This is a genomic window from Micromonospora sp. 15K316, assembly GCF_004348525.1.
Lineage (GTDB): Bacteria > Actinomycetota > Actinomycetes > Mycobacteriales > Micromonosporaceae > Micromonospora.
Genome location: NZ_SMKG01000119.1, coordinates 1 through 17,286, shown reverse-complemented (window position 1 = coordinate 17,286; position 17,286 = coordinate 1). Strand labels below are relative to the sequence as shown.

At 70.9% G+C, this 17,286-nt stretch carries 15 protein-coding genes; 8 read left to right on the top strand and 7 right to left on the bottom strand.

From position 1 onward, the window contains the following. Positions 1–165: 165 nt before the first annotated feature. Positions 166–876, bottom strand: a complete 711-nt coding sequence (locus tag E1211_RS20925; RefSeq protein ID WP_132350702.1) for a M23 family metallopeptidase — start codon at positions 874–876, stop codon at positions 166–168. Between the two features lie 464 nt (positions 877–1,340). Between E1211_RS20925 and E1211_RS20920 the strand changes: the two genes are divergently transcribed. The 4 genes from E1211_RS20920 to E1211_RS20905 all read left to right on the top strand — a co-directional run bounded on the left by E1211_RS20920 (position 1,341) and on the right by E1211_RS20905 (position 5,814). Continuing rightward, positions 1,341–1,745: a cobalamin B12-binding domain-containing protein gene (locus E1211_RS20920; RefSeq protein ID WP_120679070.1), complete on the top strand. Its 405-nt coding sequence runs from the start codon at positions 1,341–1,343 to the stop codon at positions 1,743–1,745. A gap of 430 nt (positions 1,746–2,175) precedes the next feature. Further along, on the top strand, positions 2,176–3,354 hold the full coding sequence (gene sucC / locus E1211_RS20915) for an ADP-forming succinate--CoA ligase subunit beta (protein WP_132350701.1): 1,179 nt from the start codon (positions 2,176–2,178) through the stop codon (positions 3,352–3,354). 2 nt (positions 3,355–3,356) lie between these two features. Beyond that, positions 3,357–4,244: a succinate--CoA ligase subunit alpha gene (gene sucD, locus E1211_RS20910; RefSeq protein ID WP_132350700.1), complete on the top strand. Its 888-nt coding sequence runs from the start codon at positions 3,357–3,359 to the stop codon at positions 4,242–4,244. Positions 4,245–4,536: 292 nt separating this feature from the next. Further along, positions 4,537–5,814 carry a DUF6350 family protein gene (locus tag E1211_RS20905; RefSeq protein WP_132350699.1) on the top strand — a complete coding sequence of 426 codons (1,278 nt, stop codon included), beginning with the start codon at positions 4,537–4,539 and terminating at the stop codon, positions 5,812–5,814. 97 nt (positions 5,815–5,911) lie between these two features. Here the strand turns inward: E1211_RS20905 and E1211_RS20900 are convergent, their stop codons facing one another. Further along, on the bottom strand, positions 5,912–6,430 hold the full coding sequence (locus E1211_RS20900) for a DUF4190 domain-containing protein (protein WP_132350698.1): 519 nt from the start codon (positions 6,428–6,430) through the stop codon (positions 5,912–5,914). Between the two features lie 226 nt (positions 6,431–6,656). Between E1211_RS20900 and purN the strand changes: the two genes are divergently transcribed. Together purN and purH are read left to right on the top strand one after the other, a co-directional pair. Further along, a complete protein-coding gene (gene purN / locus E1211_RS20895; RefSeq protein ID WP_132350697.1) occupies positions 6,657–7,277 on the top strand; it encodes a phosphoribosylglycinamide formyltransferase in 621 nt (206 codons plus the stop codon). Beyond that, positions 7,274–8,842, top strand: coding sequence for a bifunctional phosphoribosylaminoimidazolecarboxamide formyltransferase/IMP cyclohydrolase (gene purH / locus E1211_RS20890; RefSeq protein WP_132350696.1), 1,569 nt, complete (start codon positions 7,274–7,276; stop codon positions 8,840–8,842). Before purN ends, purH begins: the two co-directional genes overlap by 4 nt. Positions 8,843–8,999: 157 nt before the next feature. On the opposite strand, the gene E1211_RS20885 is transcribed toward purH, so the two are convergent. The 5 genes from E1211_RS20885 to E1211_RS20865 form a co-directional block, all read right to left on the bottom strand. Beyond that, a complete protein-coding gene (locus E1211_RS20885; RefSeq protein WP_132350695.1) occupies positions 9,000–10,031 on the bottom strand; it encodes an ABC transporter ATP-binding protein in 1,032 nt (343 codons plus the stop codon). Further along, entirely contained in the window at positions 10,015–11,052 is a 1,038-nt protein-coding gene (locus E1211_RS20880) for an ABC transporter ATP-binding protein (RefSeq protein ID WP_132350694.1), read from the bottom strand. Before E1211_RS20880 ends, E1211_RS20885 begins: the two co-directional genes overlap by 17 nt. A gap of 66 nt (positions 11,053–11,118) precedes the next feature. After that, a complete protein-coding gene (locus E1211_RS20875) occupies positions 11,119–12,072 on the bottom strand; it encodes an ABC transporter permease (protein ID WP_132350693.1) in 954 nt (317 codons plus the stop codon). An 18-nt stretch (positions 12,073–12,090) separates the two neighbouring features. Next, positions 12,091–13,029, bottom strand: coding sequence for an ABC transporter permease (locus E1211_RS20870; RefSeq protein ID WP_132350692.1), 939 nt, complete (start codon positions 13,027–13,029; stop codon positions 12,091–12,093). 196 nt (positions 13,030–13,225) lie between these two features. Continuing rightward, positions 13,226–14,827 carry an ABC transporter substrate-binding protein gene (locus tag E1211_RS20865; RefSeq protein WP_132350691.1) on the bottom strand — a complete coding sequence of 534 codons (1,602 nt, stop codon included), beginning with the start codon at positions 14,825–14,827 and terminating at the stop codon, positions 13,226–13,228. A 451-nt stretch (positions 14,828–15,278) separates the two neighbouring features. Here E1211_RS20865 and E1211_RS20860 point away from each other — a divergent pair, with 451 nt between their 5' ends. Together E1211_RS20860 and mdh are read left to right on the top strand one after the other, a co-directional pair. Then, complete coding sequence (locus E1211_RS20860) at positions 15,279–16,139, top strand: bifunctional methylenetetrahydrofolate dehydrogenase/methenyltetrahydrofolate cyclohydrolase (protein ID WP_132350690.1); 861 nt, start codon at positions 15,279–15,281, stop codon at positions 16,137–16,139. 150 nt (positions 16,140–16,289) lie between these two features. Continuing rightward, the gene (mdh, locus tag E1211_RS20855; protein WP_132350689.1) at positions 16,290–17,240 is read left to right on the top strand and encodes a malate dehydrogenase; all 951 of its coding nucleotides are present in this window, start codon (positions 16,290–16,292) and stop codon (positions 17,238–17,240) included. Positions 17,241–17,286: the final 46 nt, after the last annotated feature.

Sequence of the window (17,286 nt, the reverse complement as noted above, 5' to 3'; positions counted from 1 at the left end):
GCCCTGCCCTGCCCGGATACGTCCCCGTCCGGGCGGTCTGATCCGCTAAGTGATCATGAGCGGGGGTGCCGCCGGTCACACTCCGCCGAGTGGGCCAGGTTACTTCCGCGCGAAGAGAACCGCCCGGATCGGCTGATCCGGGCGGTCAACGGTCGATACGCAGTGTCAGGAGGCGGCTACGTCGTTGTAGTAAGCCTCTACTTGTAGCTCGATGTCCACTCCACGTTCCTTGAGGAACGGCTTCGGGTCGATCGGCTCACCCTTGACATGGAGCTCGAGATGCAGGTGCGAGCCGTAGGCGTGGCCCGTCATGCCGATCAACCCGAGCTGGTCGCCGGCCTTCACCTGCTGGCCCTCGCGCACGCTCAGGGCGGAGGAGTGGCCGTAGATGGCCTCGCTGCCGTCCGCGTGCTGAACGATCACCGCTTGGCCGTAGCCGCCGAACCAGCCGGCCTTGGTGACCGTGCCGTCGTGGATCGCGACGTACGGGGTGCCCTCGGGCGCGACCAGGTCGACGCCGGTGTGCAGCTTGCCCCAGCGCTCCCCGTAGGACGACTCCAGGTCGTAGCCCTGCAGGGGGAGCAGCCAGACGTCGGATTCGACGGCCTCCTCGCCCCGGGTGCTGTCCCGGGAGGCGCGCTCGGCGGTGTCGGCACGGGCCGCCGCGTCCTGGCTGGTGACCGAGGCCTGGCGGACCTCGTCCAATGCCGCCTGGTTGATGTCCTTGGCGTCGGGGAGTGCGCTCGCGCCGAGCGCGACGACACCGGCGCCGACGAACGCGGTGGTGACGACGGCGGCGTAGCGGCTCCGCGGTGGGGTGGGTACGCGGCGGCGACCGCGATATCTATCGGGCTCAGACGACAGGCGCTGGCGCACGCACACCCTCCGTTGTCGGGGTACCGAAGCAGCCGCTGGACTTTCGGTGACGCTCAGGTGAACGTCCTCCGGCTGCGTCGTCACCCGTCCATGGACTCGATGACAACCGTGGACACGTTAGCCAACCGCCACACGAGTCACAAGCCAAAGCGCCGAAACGGCGCGACGATCTGTCCGTTTGCGTCCGGGATTGCGCTCTCTTGCGCTGCTGTTCGACGGGCCATTTACTGCCCGTTCGTCGCTGAGCGTGACCGATACGGCGGAGTCGTCCGGCTTGACGTCGGGCTGCCGGCCGCACCTCCACCGGCGGGGCTCGCCAGCCGGGCCCGACCACCGGGCCCCGATCCCCGGGCGGTGCCCGGCCCGCCGGGCCGAGGACTCCGGCCCGGATTCCCCGACCCTCGTCGCCCGGGTTACCGTTCGTTCAGGTGAATGGCCGCGGAGCCGGTGAAAGGTGTGCGCTGATGAGCTCTCGTATTCGGGTCGTCGTCGCCAAGCCAGGCCTTGACGGCCACGACCGAGGAGCGAAAGTGGTCGCCCGGGCGCTGCGGGACGCCGGCATGGAGGTCATCTACACCGGCCTGCACCAGACCCCGGAGCAGATCGTCGAGACGGCCATCCAGGAGGACGCCGACGCCGTCGGGCTCTCCGTGCTCTCCGGCGCGCACATGACCCTCTTCCGCCGGGTGCTCGAACTGCTCGCCGAGCGCGACGCGGGCGACATCGTGGTCTTCGGCGGCGGCATCATTCCCGACGGGGACATCCCCGAGCTGGAGCGGTTGGGCGTCGCCAAGATCTTCACGCCGGGCGCCACGACCACGTCGATCGTGGAGTGGGTGCGGCAGAACGTCGCCCAGCCGGTCAGCTGAGGTCGCCGGCGGGAGCCCGCGCGGGGCAGGGGCGACAGATTCCGGAGACGGGGGAGGGGCCGGACGCACCCCTCACACGTCCGGCCCCTCTATGCACGATGCCCCGCCGCCACCCCTCGACCGACAGGGCATCGGCCGTCTCCCGTCATCGCGCTGATCAGCGCTCCGACACCTGACTCAACGACGCCCCGACGGAGGGGTTACGCACTCGCGGCAACATCGCCCGGACGACTGAACGCGCGGCGTGTGACGCCCCCGCCGCGCGGTTGTGCATTACCGCACACCGCGCACCCGCTCGGTTGCCGCCGGTGCCCACCTCGCTAGGCTGCGCCCAATGGCCTGTTTCAACTGATGACAGGCGTCAAACTGTTTTCTGAACGCTGGTGGCGGCGCGACGGCGCGCCGCGGAGACGGGACGGGACGCGCAATCGTGGACCTGTACGAGTACCAGGGGCGGGACCTGTTCGAGCGGCACGGTTTGCCCGTGCTCGCCGGCGGCGTCGCCACTACCCCGGAGGAGGCCCGCGCGATCGCCGAACGCCTCGGCGGCCGGGTGGTCGTCAAGGCGCAGGTGAAGGTCGGCGGCCGGGGTAAGGCCGGCGGCGTGAAGCTGGCCGAGGGCGCGGAGGAGACGGTGGCCCGCGCCACCGACATCCTCGGCATGGACATCAAGGGGCACACCGTCCACAAGGTCATGATCACCGTGACCGCGGACGTGGCCGAGGAGTACTACTTCTCCTACCTGCTCGACCGGGCGAACCGCACCTTCCTCTGCATCGCCAGCGTCGCCGGCGGCATGGACATCGAACAGGTGGCCGCCGAGACCCCGGACAAGGTCGTCAAGGCCCCGATCGACGCCGTCAAGGGCGTGGACGAGGCGAAGGCCCGCGAGATCGTCACCGCCGCCGGCTTCCCGGCCGAGGTCGCGGACCAGGTCGTCGACGTCGCGGTCGGGCTGTGGCAGGCGTTCGTCGCCGAGGACGCCACCCTGGTCGAGGTGAACCCGCTGGCCAAGACCGGCGAGGGCAAGCTGCTGCTGCTCGACGCGAAGGTGAGCCTGGACGAGAACGCCGCGTTCCGGCACCCGGACCATGAGGGGCTGGTCGACCAGGCCGCGGTGGACCCGCTGGAGCAGGCCGCCAAGGAGAAGGACCTCAACTACGTCAAGCTCGACGGCGAGGTCGGCATCATCGGCAACGGCGCGGGTCTGGTCATGTCGACCCTCGACGTGGTCGCGTACGCCGGGGAGCGGCACGGCGGCGTCAAGCCGGCCAACTTCCTCGACATCGGCGGCGGCGCGAGCGCCGCGGTCATGGCCAACGGCCTGGAGATCGTCCTCTCCGACCCGTCGGTGAAGAGCGTCTTCGTCAACGTCTTCGGCGGCATCACCGCCTGCGACGCGGTCGCCAACGGCATCGTGCAGGCGCTCGCCCTCCTGGAGCAGCGTGGTGAGCAGGTCACCAAGCCGCTCGTGGTCCGGCTCGACGGCAACAACGCCGAGGCCGGCCGGGCGATCCTCGACGGCGCGAACAACCCGCTGATCGAGCGGGTCGACACCATGGATGGCGCGGCCGAGCGGGCCGCCGAGCTGGCCGCTGCGGGGGTCTGATCATGGCAATCTGGCTGACCAAGGACTCGAAGGTCATCGTGCAGGGGATGACCGGTTCCGAGGGTTCCAAGCACACCAAGCGGATGCTCGCCGCCGGCACCAACGTCGTCGGCGGCGTGAACCCGCGCAAGGCGGGGCAGTCCGTCGACTTCGACGGCACCGCGCTGCCGGTCTTCGCCTCCGTCGCGGACGCGATGAAGGAGACCGGCGCGGACGTCACGGTGATCTTCGTCCCGCCGCAGTTCACCAAGGGCGCGGTGATCGAGGCGATCGACGCCGGGATCGAGCTCGCCGTGGTGATCACTGAGGGCGTTCCGGTGCACGACACCGCCGCGTTCTGGGCGTACAACGTGGCGAAGGGTGAGCGGACCCGGATCATCGGGCCGAACTGCCCCGGCATCGCCTCCCCGGGCGCCTCCAACGCCGGCATCATCCCGGCCGACATCACCGGCTCCGGCCGCATCGGCCTGGTCAGCAAGAGCGGCACGCTGACCTACCAGATGATGTACGAGCTGCGGGACATCGGCTTCTCCACCTGCGTCGGCATCGGTGGCGACCCGATCATCGGCACCACCCACATCGACGCCCTCGCCGCCTTCGAGGCCGACCCGGACACCGACGCGATCGTGATGATCGGTGAGATCGGCGGCGACGCCGAGGAGCGGGCCGCCGAGTTCATCAAGGCGAACGTCACCAAGCCGGTGGTCGGCTACATCGCCGGCTTCACCGCCCCGCCCGGCAAGACCATGGGCCACGCGGGCGCGATCATCTCCGGCTCCGCCGGCACCGCCGACGCGAAGAAGGCGGCGCTGGAGGCGGTCGGCGTCAAGGTCGGCAAGACGCCGACCGAGACCGCCCGCCTGATGCGGGAGATCATGTCCGCCGGCTGAGCGGAGCACCTGGTGAGGGGGTCGACCGGAGCGGTCGGCCCCCTCAGTCGTTCCCGGACGGCGACCGCTGCCGCCGCCGGCGAGCGCGCGGCCGCCGGACCACCCGCGGCGGCCCGGCGCTGCCCGAGCGCCACCCGCGGATCGTCGGCGACGAGGAGACGCCGCGCAGCCTGCCCCCGACCCGCCCTCGCGCCGCGATCGACCGCGGCGTGGACGGGGATCGGGGACTCGCGACCGCGGCGGGGCGGTATCGGACTGCCGTCGCGGACGCGACGTGCCAGAGTAGACCCCGATGTCCTCCGACACCCCTGAACACACACGCCGTTCCGGTGCGATCAGCGCCGACGAACGGCCGGCCGGCCGCGCCGCCGGCAGGCGGGTGCCGGCACCGCGCTCCGACGGGTCGCCCCGGGCCCGGGCGCCGCTGGCGGTGGCCGCCGCGGTGGCCGCCGTCGGCGCCGCGTTCACGTCGTACCTGCCGGTCACGATCGTGCTGGGCCTGGCCCAACTCACCGAGGACGCCGCCTCGCCCAGCGGCGCCCTACGGGCCGGGCTGGCGGGCTGGCTGCTCGGGCACGGCGTGCCGCTGCGGACCGAGGCCGGGCCGGTCGGGCTCGCCCCGCTGGCGCTCACCGCCCTGGTGGTCTGGCGACTCGCCCGCGCCGGTGTGCACGTCAGCCGGGCCACCGGCGCCCGTGGTGGGCGGTCGCCACGTCAGGCGCTCGTCGCCGCCGGCGCGGTCGGCGCCGGCTACGCGCTGCTCGGCGTCATCGCCGCGCTGCTGACCGGCGGAGCCGCCTCGCCGGCTCGCGCCGGGGTGACCTTCGCCCTGCTGGGCGTGCTCGCCGCGCTGGTCGGCGCCGTGCGGATCACCGGGGTCGCCGGGCTCTTCGCCGAGCGCGCGCCGGCGGCGCTGCGCGACGGGATCCGCACGGGCCTGGTCGCCGGGCTGCTGCTGCTCGCGGCGGGGGCCGGCGCGGCCGGGCTGGCGGTGGCGACCGGCGGCGGCGACGCGGCCGACATGATCGGGGCATACCGGACCGGCGTCGCCGGTCAGGCCGGGATCATCCTGATCAGCCTCGCGTACGCCCCCAATGCCATGGTCTGGTCGGCCAGTTACCTGCTCGGCCCCGGGTTCGCGGTCGGTAGCGACACGGCCGTCCGCACCAGCGAGGTCTCCGTGGGCGCGCTGCCGGCCGTACCACTGCTCGCCGGCCTGCCGCGCGGCCCGATGGACGGGCTCGGTGCCGGCCTGCTCGCGGTGCCGGTGCTGGCCGGGATGGCCGCCGGCTGGCTGCTCGCCCGCCGGTTGCTCCGGCTCGCGGCCGAGGAGCGCACGCCCACCGGATGGGGGCCGCTGCTCGGGCCGGCGGCGATCGCCGGTCCGGTGGCCGGCGTCCTGCTCGGCGCGGCGGCGGCCCTCTCCGGCGGGCCGCTCGGCGGCGGGCGGCTCGCCGAGATGGGTCCGGTCGCCTGGCAGGTGGGGGCGGTGACCACGGCGGTGGTCGCGGCGGGCACGCTGCTCGGTGCCGCCGCCACCCGCGCCTTCACCCGCCCCTCCGCCCGCTGACCGGTCTCGCCGGGCGCGGCAGGGGTCGGCGCGCCCCGGTGTGAACGACGAGGGGGCGTCCGCACACCGCGGAACGCCCCCTTCGCTCAGCCGACGGTCAGGGCTCGGTCGGCAGGCTCACGTTCGCGATGATCCCGAGGATGATCACCAGGATGCCCAGGACCACGCCGACGGCGCCACAGATCAGACCGGCCTTGGCCTGCCCGGCGTTGCTCGCCTGTCCCTGGTCGGCCTTCTGCTTGGCCAGGTAGCCGGTGATGATGCCGGCGATGCCGACGGGGATGCCCAGGTAGAAGCAGCACACCAGCGGGATGGAGGCGATGCCGAGGATCATCGACACCAGACCGAGGGTGTTGTTCTGCCCCGACGGCTGCGGGTAGCCGGCGTTCGGGTACGTGGGCGCCCCGCCGTACGGCTGCTGCTGGCCGTACGGGTCCTGGTACGGCTGGCCGTACGGGGCCTGCGGGTTCTGCGGCTGGCCGTACGGCTGCCCGGAGGTGGGCTGCTGCCCGTACGGAGCGGCCGGCGGCGGACTGTACGGATCGTGCGGCTGGGCGGTCGGATCCTGGTTGGGCTGCTGGCCGTGGGGGTCCTGACCGGGGTAACCGGGCTGCATTCGACGAGGCTCCTTGGCTGTGTCCGTCGGTTCGTGTTGGTGTTGCTACTCATGATCGCGCCGATCTCCCCGGCACGCACCACCCCGCGACACGTGACACCGGTGATCCGGGTGGCTGGGACGCGCCGACCCGGGGCGAGCGGCAGCGTACCGCCTGGACGCCATCCGGGTCGGCGGCGCGCCGCCCAGACGCTGATCACTCTGACCTGCCCGATAGGGTTGCCGGGTGCCCGAGCCCGTGCCCGCCGCCCGCATCGTCGTCCTCGTCTCCGGTTCCGGAAGCAACCTCCAGGCGCTGCTCGACGCCGCCACCGACCCGGCGTACGGCGCGCAGGTGGTCGCGGTCGGCGCCGACCGGGCCGGGATCGGCGGGTTGGACCGGGCCGCCGCGGTCGGGGTGCCGACCTTCGTGGTGCCGCTGAAGGCGTACGACACCCGGGAGGAGTGGGACCGGGCGCTCACCGCGCAGGTCGCCGCGCACCGCCCCGACCTCGTCATCTCCGCCGGGTTCCTCAAGCTGGTCGGCCCGCACTTCCTCGCGGCCTTCGGCGACCGCTACCTGAACACGCACAACACGCTGCTGCCCGCGTTCCCGGGCATCCACGGCCCGCGTGACGCCCTCGCCTACGGCGTGAAGATCACCGGTGCCACGCTCTTCTTCGTCGACGCCGGGACGGACACCGGCCCGATCGTCGCGCAGGTCGCCGTGCCGGTGCGCGACGACGACGACGAGGAGACGCTCACCGAACGCATCAAGTCGGCCGAGCGGCGCCAGCTCGTCGAGCAGGTGGGCCGCCTGGTACGGAACGGCTGGACGATCATCGGAAGAAAGGTCACGATCCCGTGAGCTCCACTCAGGACGAGCGCCGCCCGATCAGGCGGGCGCTGGTCAGCGTCTACGACAAGACCGGCCTGGTCGAGCTGGCCCAGGCGCTGCACGCGGCCGGCGTGGAGATCGTGTCGACCGGAAGCACGGCGGCGACGATCGCGGGCGCCGGGGTGCCGGTGACCGCGGTGGAGACGGTGACCGGTTTCCCCGAGGTCCTCGACGGGCGGGTCAAGACGCTGCACCCGAAGGTGCACGCCGGCCTCCTGGCCGACCTGCGCAAGCAGTCGCACGTCGATCAGCTGGGCGAGCTGGGCGTGGCCGCGTTCGACCTGCTGGTGAGCAACCTCTACCCGTTCCAGGCGACGGTCGCCTCCGGCGCGAGCCTCGACGAGTGCGTGGAGCAGATCGACATCGGCGGCCCGGCGATGGTGCGCGCCGCGGCGAAGAACCACGCCTCGGTCGCGGTGGTGACCGACCCGTCGGCGTACCCGGCCCTTCGCGCCGCCCTCGACGCCGGAGGCTTCACCCTGACGCAGCGCCAGGCCCTGGCCGCGCGGGCGTTCGCCGACATCGCCGAGTACGACGTGGCGGTGGCGAACTGGTGCGCGGTGCAGCTGGGCGGGGAACCGGAGTGGCCGGGCTTCGCCGGGCTGGCGCTGCGGGCGGACCGGGCGCTGCGCTACGGCGAGAACCCGCACCAGGCGGCGGCGCTCTACACCGACCCGGATGCGCCGGCGGGGCTGGCCCAGGCCGAGCAGCTGCACGGCAAGGAGATGTCCTACAACAACTACGTCGACGCGGACGCCGCGTGGCGGGCCGCGAACGACTTCACCGACCAGCCGGCGGTGGCGATCATCAAGCACGCCAACCCGTGCGGCATCGCGGTCGGCGCGGACGTCGCCGAGGCGCACCGCAAGGCGCACGCCTGTGACCCGGTCTCCGCGTACGGCGGCGTGATCGCCGTCAACCGGCCGGTCACGGTCGAGCTGGCCCGGCAGGTGGCCGACATCTTCACCGAGGTGGTGGTGGCACCGGAGTTCGAGGCCGGCGCGGTGGAGATCCTCCAGGCGAAGAAGAACATCCGCCTGCTGCGTGCCCCGGCGTGGAACCCGCCGCCGGCGGAGTGGCGGCAGGTCAGCGGCGGCGTGCTGGTGCAGCTGGCGGACCGGATCGACGCGGACGGCGACGACCCGGCGAGCTGGCGGCTCGCAGCCGGCGAGCCGGCCGACGAGGCGACGCTGCGCGATCTCGCCTTCGCCTGGCGGGCGGTGCGGGCGGTGAAGAGCAACGCGATCCTGCTGGCCAAGGAGGGGGCGACCGTCGGGGTCGGCATGGGCCAGGTGAACCGGGTCGACTCGGCGCAGCTCGCCGTGCGCCGGGCGGGTGCCGACCGAGCGAACGGTTCGGTCTGCGCCTCGGACGCGTTCTTCCCGTTCGCCGACGGTCCGAAGATCCTTCTCGAGGCCGGTGTCCGGGCCATCGTGCAGCCCGGTGGCTCCATCCGCGACGAGGAGGTCATCGCGGCCGCCAAGGAGGCCGGCGTGACCATGTACCTGACCGGCACCCGCCACTTCTTCCACTGACCGTCGCCCCGACCGGGCCGCCCGTGACGGCGGGCGGCCCGGTCGCGGGCGGGCCACCGGAAGGACCGCTCACCCGACCCCCCATACGACGCGCCCCGCGTGCCACGGAGCCTGCCTCGGCAGGGCGTGGCGCGCGGGGCGCGTCGTATGGGGCCTGTCAGGCGGCCGTGGGGCGCACCTCGGCGAAGTGGCAGGCCGAGGGGTGCGGGTCGGCGGCCCGCGTGATGGTGAGCGGCTCCTCCCGGGCGCAGATGTCCTGCGCCTTCCAGCAGCGGGTGCGGAACCGGCAGCCCGAGGGCGGGTCGGCCGGGGAGGGGACGTCGCCGGTCAGCCGGATGATGTTCCGCTCGTGGCGTACCTCCGGGTCCGGCACCGGCACGGCGGAGAGCAGCGCCTGGGTGTACGGGTGGGTGGCCCGCTCGTAGATCTCGTCCTCGGTGCCGATCTCCACGATCTTGCCGAGGTACATGACGGCGACCCGGTCCGCGATGTGCCGCACCACGGAGAGGTCGTGCGCGATGAAGATGTACGAGAGCCCCAGCTCGTCCTGGAGCTGTTCCAGCAGGTTGATCACCTGGGCCTGGATGGAGACGTCCAGCGCCGACACCGGCTCGTCGCAGACGATCACCTCCGGACGCAGGGCGAGCGCCCGGGCGATGCCGATGCGCTGCCGCTGACCGCCGGAGAACTGGTGCGGGTACCGGTTGATGTGCTCCGGGTTCAGGCCCACCAGGTCGAGCAGTTCCTGGACCCGCTTGCGGCGGCTGCCCTTCGGCGCGGCGTCCGAGTGGATCTCGAACGGCTCGCCGATGATGTCGCCGACCGTCATCCGCGGGTTCAGCGAGGTGTACGGGTCCTGCATGACCATCTGCATGTTCCGCCGCAGCCGGCGCAGCTCGCCGCCGGAGGACTTGAACAGGTCCCGCCCCTCCAGGGTGGCGCTGCCCGAGGTCGGCGTCTCCAGCCGCATCAGCAGCCGGGCCAGCGTCGACTTGCCGCAGCCGGACTCGCCCACGATGCCGAGGGTCTCGCCCCGGCGCAGCTCGAAGCTGACGCCGTCCACGGCCTTGACCGCGCCGACGTGCTTCTTGAAGAGCACCCCCTGCGTGATCGGGAAGTGCTTCTTCACGTCGTCGACCGAGAGGATGGTCTCGCCTCGGACCTTGGTGGGGCTAGCGGGCGCTGTCATCACGCACCTCCTGCGCGAAGTGGCATGCGCTGGTCCGGCCGTCGCCGAGGACCAGGTCGTGCGGCACCTCGTCGACGCAGACCTGCTGCACGTACGGGCACCGGGGGTGGAACGGGCAGCCGGAGGGGATCCGCATCAGGTTCGGCGGCAGCCCCTTGATCGTCGCGAGCTCCTGGCCGCGGACGTCCAGGCGCGGGATCGACTCCAGCAACCCCTTGGTGTACGGGTGAGCCGGCGCCCGGTAGAGCGACCGGACGTCGGCGTGCTCGACGATGCGGCCGGCGTACATGACCGCGATCCGGTCCGCCACGCCGGCGACCACACCCAGGTCGTGGGTGATCAGGATCATCGCCATGCCGAGGTCCCGGCGCAGGTCGGCGAGGAGGTCCATGATCTGGGCCTGCACGGTCACGTCGAGCGCGGTCGTCGGCTCGTCGGCGATCAGCACCTTGGGGTTGAGCGCCAGCGCCATCGCGATCATGACGCGCTGCCGCATACCGCCGGAGAACTGGTGCGGGTAGTCGCCGATCCGCCGCTCGGCGGCCGGGATCTTCACCAGGTCCATCAGCTCGATGGCCCGGCGGCGGGCGTCCGCCCGGGACATCCCCTCGCGCGTGCGCAGCGTCTCGGCGATCTGCCAGCCGACCGGGAAGACCGGGTTCAGCGCGGAGAGCGCATCCTGGAAGATCATGGCGATCTCCTTGCCGCGCACCTGCCGGCGCTGCTCCTCCGACTGGGTGAGCAGGTCGCGCCCCTGGTAGAGGATCTGGCCGGAGCGGATGTGCGCGGGTGGGGTGTCCAGGATGCCCATGATCGCCTGTGCGGTCACCGACTTGCCGGAGCCGGACTCGCCGAGCACGGCGAGCGTCTCCCCGGCGTTGAGGTGGTACGACACCCCGTTGATCACCTTGGCCACGCCCTCGTGGGTACGGAACTCGACGTGCAGGTCCCGGATCTCGAGCAGGTGACCGCCCTCGGGTGTCGCGGAGGCGGGCGTGGGTTGGATGACGGCGTCGGTCATGACTGGTCTGCCTTTCCGCTCGCGACTGCGGGGCTCGTTTCGCTCACTCCTCGCGCTGGCATGAACTCACCGCAGCTTCGGGTCGAAGGCGTCACGGATCGCGTCGCCGAGCATGATGAAGGCGAGCACGGTCAACGCGAGGAAGGTCGACGGGACGAGCAGCGGCGTCGCCGACTCCCGCATGTGGATCCGTCCGGTGTCGATGTCCTGGCCCCAGGAGATGGTCTCCTGGCTCAGCCCGATGCCCAGGAACGAGAGCGTGGCCTCGGCGGCGATGAACGAGCCGAGTGCGATGGTCAGCACCACGATCGCCGGGGCGAGCGCGTTCGGCAGGATGTGCCGCAGCATGATCCGGCCGTGGCCGGCGCCGAGCATCCGGGCCGCGGCGACGTAGTCCTGCTCCTTGGCGGTGATCACCGAGGAGCGGACCACCCGGGCCGCCGTCGTCCAGCCGAGGATGGCCAGCACCAGGACGACCGCGCCGAGCCGGACGTTCGCGCTGTCGGTGCCGACGCGCTTGAGCAGCACGATCGCGGCGAGCAGCAGCGGGATGCCGAGCACGATGTCGATCGCCCGGGAGAGCACGGCGTCGACCCAGCCGCCGAAGTAGCCGGCGAGCATGCCGACGGTCAGCGCGATCACGCCGGTGATCACCGCGGAGAGCGCGCCGACGAGCAACGAGGCCTGGGTGCCGTAGACCGCCCGGGAGAAGGTGTCGCAGCCCTGGAAGCCGTACCCGAAGATGGCTCCGCCGGACGGCCCGGCGTTCTGCCGGGAGAGCATGCAGTCCTTCGGGTCGTTCGCGGTGAACAGGCCGGGAGCGACCGCCATCAGGGCGACGATCAGCACCAGCGCCAGCGAGACCCAGAAGATCGGGTTGCGGCGCAGGTCGCGCCAGGCGTCGCCGGCGAGGCTGCGCGGCTTCTGCGTGGCGACCTGGTTGGGTGTGCCGGGCTCGCCCGAGGGCCCTCGCCGGGCGGCCTGGTTCTCGCTGGCCGCCACCGTTTCGAAATCACTCATGCCTGTACCTCGCTGCGCTCACTCATAGCGGATCCGGGGGTCGAGAACGGCGTACAGGACGTCGACCAGCAGGTTCGAGACCAGGTAGACCACGACGAGCACGCTGACGATGCCGACCACCAGGGGGCCGTCCTCGGTGCGGATGCCGCGGAAGAGGTTGAAGCCCACGCCGGGGATGTTGAAGACGCCCTCCGTGATGATCGCGCCGCTCATCAGGTTGCCCAGCTCGACACCGAGGAAGGTCACCACCGGGATGAGCGAGTTGCGCAGCACGTGGACGCTGACGATCCGTCGCTTCAGCAGGCCTTTCGACCGCGCGGTGCGGACGTAGTCGGCCCGCAGGTTCTCCGCCACCGACGTGCGGGTGAGCCGCAGCGCGGTGGCCAGTGACAGCGAACCGAGCACGATGCCGGGCAGCAGCAGCGCGTAGAAGTCGGGCTCCGCGCCGGCGGTGGGCGGGAAGAGCTGCCACTTGACGCCCAGGAAGTACTGGGCGAGGGGGGCCAGCACGATGGTCGGGATACCGAGCACCAGCAGCGTCAGCACCAGCGTGGAGTTGTCGAAGATGCCGGCGCGGCGGATGCCGGCGATCACACCGGCGGTGACGCCGAAGATCACGGCGACCGCGAGCGCGATGAGGGCGAGCTTCACGGTGACCGGCCAGGCCTGCTGGAGGATGTCACCGATCTGCCGGCCGGTCAGCGACTGGCCCAGGTCGCCCTGGAGCAGGCTCCTGACGTAGTCGAAGTAGCGGTAGAAGAAGCCCCCGACGCCTGTCGCGTCGAGGTGGTACTTCTCCGTCAGATATGCCCGCTGAGCGGCCGTCACCGGTCGCTCGCCGGCGAGTGCCTGGATCGGGTCGCCCTGGCCGGCGAACATCAGCGCGTAGACGATCAGCGTGGTCCCGAAGAAGGCCAGGACCATCTGTAGGAGGCGCCGCAGGATGTAGCGGAACATGCTTTCCAGTCTCTCCGGAAAAATGCGAAAGGGTCGCGAGACGACATCTCTGGTCGAACCGGAAACAACTGCGACCCGGTCCTCGGCCCCGCCCCCGGGGCCGGCGCCGGAATCGGCCCGGACGCCGAGCGACCGGGCCGGTTCGGATGTGCCCGGGCCACCCGGGGTTCCCCGGGTGGCCCGCGCCGCGGTCAGCTCAGCTGGCCGCCTCGACCTTCAGCAGGTTGACGCGCTGGAACAGGTCCATCTCGACGTTCTTGACCTTGGACGAGTGCCCGAACACGTTCTCGCCGAAGCGGAGCGGGATCACCGGCATGTCCTTGGCCAGGATGTCCTCGGCCTGGTGGTACTTCTTGATCGCCTCTTCCTGGGTGGGCGCCGCGGAGCCCTCCTTGACGAGCCGGTCGAACTCCGGGTTGCTGTAGCCGTAGTAGTTCGACGAGCCGTTGGTGCTGTACAGCGGGCCGAGGTAGTCCTCCATGGACGGGTAGTCCATGACCCAACCCAGCCGGAACATGCCCACCGGCTGCTTCTTCTCGACCTTGTTCAGCAGGTCGGCGAACTTCGGCTCGGCGGAGCCGACGACCTCGACGCCCAGGTTGGCCTTCAGCTGGTTGGCCGTGGCGTCGACCCAGTCCTTGTGACCGCCGTCCCCGTTGTAGGAGATGGTGATCTTCGCCGGGCCGCCGGCGGCCTGGTACAGCCGCTTGGCCTCGGTCGGGTTGAACTCACCGGCCGCGCCGGCGGTGTTCTCCCGGTAGCCCGGCAGCACCGGCGAGACGAACGAACGGGCCGGCTGCTGCGAGTTCTTGAAGATCGACTTGGTGATCTCGTCCCGGTCGATCGCCATCGAGATCGCCTTGCGCACGTCCGGGTTCTGGAAGTCCTTGTCGAACGTCGGGAACGCCAGGAACTGGAACGACGACATCGGGCTGGTCTGGTACCGGTCACCGAGGTCGGTCTGCGCGGTGCTCAGGTTCTCGGTGGGGATCGTCGGGAGCACGTCCAGGTTGTCCGCCAGCAGGTCCGCGTACGCGGCGGTGAGCTGCTGGTAGATCCGGAACTCGACGTTCTTGGCCTTCGGCTTCTCGAGCGGGTAGGCGTCGTAGCGCTCGACCTCGATCTTGCTGTCGTGCTGCCAGGTGCCCTTCATCTTGAACGGGCCCTGGCCGATCGGCGCCTGCTCGTACGAGTCGCTCAGCACGCCCGGTGCCGAGAACGCGGCGTCCGGGAGCGGGTAGAACGCGTTGTAGCCGAGCATCGTCTTGAAGTCGATGTACGGCGCGGAGAGCGTCACCTGGAAGGTCAGGTCGTCCAGCTTCTTCAGGCCGGACATGGTCTTGGCCTTCGGGTGCTCGCCCTGGAGGTCCTGGTAGCCGGCGATCTTCTCGAAGAAGTAGCTGGCGCCCTGGCCGTTGGGCGCGTAGGCGCCGTAGTTCCAGGCGTTGATGTAGTCGTCGGACGTGACCTTCTCACCGTTGTGGAAGGTGAAGCCGTCCTTGAGCTTGATCGTCCAGACCTTGTTGTCGGTCGACGTGACCGACTCGGCCGCGACCTCGACGGGCTTGTTCTGCGCGTCGTAGTCCACGAGCGGGCTGAACAGGCCGGAGACGACCTGGGAACCGGACGTCTCGGTGGTGTTGGTCGGGACCAGGTGCTGCGGCTCGGCGATCTGAATGCTGACCGTGTCGGAGCCACTGCCGCCGGAGCCACCGTCGCCGCCGCTGCCGCAGGCCGCGAGGCCCAGCGTCACCGCGAGCGGGAGGGCGGTCCAGGCAGCGAGCCTACGAACTCGCATGAAGCCTCCTCATCTCCTCACACTGCGCAGTCGAGCCCGACGCTGGGTAACGCTGCGCAACGAGCGGCAACGGTAGGCCGTTCACGAGACTTCGGCAACGACTTGATCACAAGCTGATAACGGAGCGGCTGGGCGACTTCTGCTCGGGGGTGGCCATGCTGTTAGGGGTGGCCCGGTCAATTTGGCTCTGACGAGCGATTTTGAGTGCTGATCAAGGTTGACGAGGTCTCGGTTCGTGCCCGGATGGGTGATTCATGGAGTACGTGTCCAGATTGTTGCCCAAAGAAACCAACAGTCCGGAGGCAGTGTGACGCAGACCATGAACGACACGAAGAGTGACCTAATTCATGTTACGCACCGTTACCAATGGGCGAACCGGAGGCAGACCGCCGGTGGCGGCGGTCATCGGGTCGTCGCAACCGGGGGACGCCGGCCGTGAGACGATCTGCACGTGACGGCGACGCTTCTGGACGGCAAGGCGACCGCGGCGGAGATCAAGGACGAGCTGCGTGCGCGGGTCAAGGCTCTGGCCGAACGTGGCATCACCCCGGGGCTGGGGACGGTGCTCGTCGGCTCCGATCCCGGATCGCAGGCGTACGTCAACGGCAAGCACCGCGACTGCGCCGAGGTGGGCATCGCCTCGATCCGGCGTGAGCTGCCGGGCGACGCCACCCAGGAGCAGGTCGAGCAGGTGCTCGCCGAGCTGAACGCGGACCCGGCCTGCCACGGTTACATCGTCCAGCTGCCGCTGCCGGGCCACCTCGACACCCAGCGGGTGCTGGAGCTGATCGACCCGGCGAAGGACGCCGACGGCCTGCACCCGGTCAACCTCGGCCGGCTGGTGCTCGGCTACCCCGGTCCGCTGCCCTGCACCCCCCGCGGCATCGTCGACCTGCTCCGCCGCTACGACGTCGCGCTCAGCGGCGCCAAGGTCGTGGTCGTCGGTCGCGGTAACACCGTCGGTCGTCCGCTCGGCCTACTGCTGACCCGCCGCAGCGAGAACGCGACGGTGACGCTGTGCCACACCGGCACCCTGGACCTGGCCTCGCACACCCGGGCCGCCGACATCGTCATCGTGGCGGCCGGCGTTCCCGGCCTGCTCACCGCCGACATGATCAGCCCGGGCGCGGTGGTGGTCGACGTGGGCATCACCCGGGTGGTCGGCCCGGACGGCAAGGGCCGCTACACCGGCGACGTGGACTCCGGGGTGGTGGAGGTGGCCGGTGCCCTGGTTCCGATGCCGGGCGGCGTCGGGCCGATGACGCGGGCCATGCTGCTCACCAACGTGGTCGAGCGCGCCGAGCAGGGCTGAACCGCGCGGCAGCGCCCCGGCAGGGGATTTGGGGTAGGAGCAGTCACCGTTCGGCCCAACGGGGTCATAACCGTCCGCCCCTGGCCGGATCGGTGCCAGGATGACTGATACGGTCCGGAAAACCGACTGGTATCAGGGAGTGGGACGACCATGGGTAAGAAGGTCACTGTCGTCGGGGCCGGCTTCTACGGCTCCACCACCGCACAGCGCCTGGCCGAGTACGACATCTTCGACACCGTCGTGATCACCGACATCGTCGAGGGCAAGCCTGCCGGCATCGCCCTGGACCTGAACCAGTCGCGATCGGTCGAGGGTTTCGAGACCAAGGTCGTCGGCGTGACCACCGGCCAGAACGGTGAGGGCTACGAGGCGATCGAGGGCTCCGACGTCGTGGTGATCACCGCCGGTCTGCCCCGCAAGCCGGGCATGAGCCGGATGGACCTGCTGGAGACGAACGCCAAGATCGTCCGTCAGGTCGCCGAGAACGTGGCGAAGTACGCCCCGAACGCCGTGGTCATCGTGGTCTCCAACCCGCTCGACGAGATGACCGCGCTGGCCCAGATCGCCACCCAGTTCCCGAAGAACCGGGTGCTCGGCCAGGCCGGCATGCTCGACACCGCCCGGTTCACCAACTTCGTGGCCGAGGCGCTGAACGTTCCGGTCAAGACGGTGAAGACCCTCACCCTCGGCTCGCACGGCGACACCATGGTGCCGGTGCCGTCGAAGAGCACCGTCAACGGTAAGCCGCTGCGCGATGTGATGCCCGCGGAGCAGATCGAGGACCTCGTCGTCCGGACCCGTAACGGTGGCGCCGAGGTGGTCGCGCTGCTCAAGACCGGCTCGGCGTACTACGCGCCGTCGGCCGCCGCCGCCCGGATGGCCAAGGCGGTCGCCGAGGACTCGGGCGAGGTCATGCCGGTCTGCGCCTGGGTCGACGGCCAGTACGGCATCTCCGGCGTCTACCTGGGCGTGGAGGCCCAGATCGGCGCCGAGGGCGTCAAGCGGGTCGTCGAGACCGACCTGGACGCCGACGAGCTGGCCAGCCTCAAGGAGGCCGCCGAGGCCGTCCGTGCCAAGCAGGCCGACATCTCCAACATGTGACCTCAGCACCACCCCGAAGGGCGGGCCGGCTTGCGCCGCCCCGCCC

What these genes read in the sequence shown, in the direction of transcription:
- E1211_RS20870 (WP_132350692.1), bottom strand. Translation starts at nt 13,029, where the DNA reads ATGTTCCGCTACATCCTGCGGCGCCTCCTACAGATGGTCCTGGCCTTC.
- E1211_RS20905 (WP_132350699.1), top strand. Translation starts at nt 4,537, where the DNA reads ATGTCCTCCGACACCCCTGAACACACACGCCGTTCCGGTGCGATCAGC.
- sucD (WP_132350700.1), top strand. Translation starts at nt 3,357, where the DNA reads ATGGCAATCTGGCTGACCAAGGACTCGAAGGTCATCGTGCAGGGGATG.
- E1211_RS20920 (WP_120679070.1), top strand. Translation starts at nt 1,341, where the DNA reads ATGAGCTCTCGTATTCGGGTCGTCGTCGCCAAGCCAGGCCTTGACGGC.
- mdh (WP_132350689.1), top strand. Translation starts at nt 16,290, where the DNA reads ATGGGTAAGAAGGTCACTGTCGTCGGGGCCGGCTTCTACGGCTCCACC.
- E1211_RS20875 (WP_132350693.1), bottom strand. Translation starts at nt 12,072, where the DNA reads ATGAGTGATTTCGAAACGGTGGCGGCCAGCGAGAACCAGGCCGCCCGG.
- E1211_RS20865 (WP_132350691.1), bottom strand. Translation starts at nt 14,827, where the DNA reads ATGCGAGTTCGTAGGCTCGCTGCCTGGACCGCCCTCCCGCTCGCGGTG.
- E1211_RS20900 (WP_132350698.1), bottom strand. Translation starts at nt 6,430, where the DNA reads ATGCAGCCCGGTTACCCCGGTCAGGACCCCCACGGCCAGCAGCCCAAC.
- E1211_RS20880 (WP_132350694.1), bottom strand. Translation starts at nt 11,052, where the DNA reads ATGACCGACGCCGTCATCCAACCCACGCCCGCCTCCGCGACACCCGAG.
- E1211_RS20885 (WP_132350695.1), bottom strand. Translation starts at nt 10,031, where the DNA reads ATGACAGCGCCCGCTAGCCCCACCAAGGTCCGAGGCGAGACCATCCTC.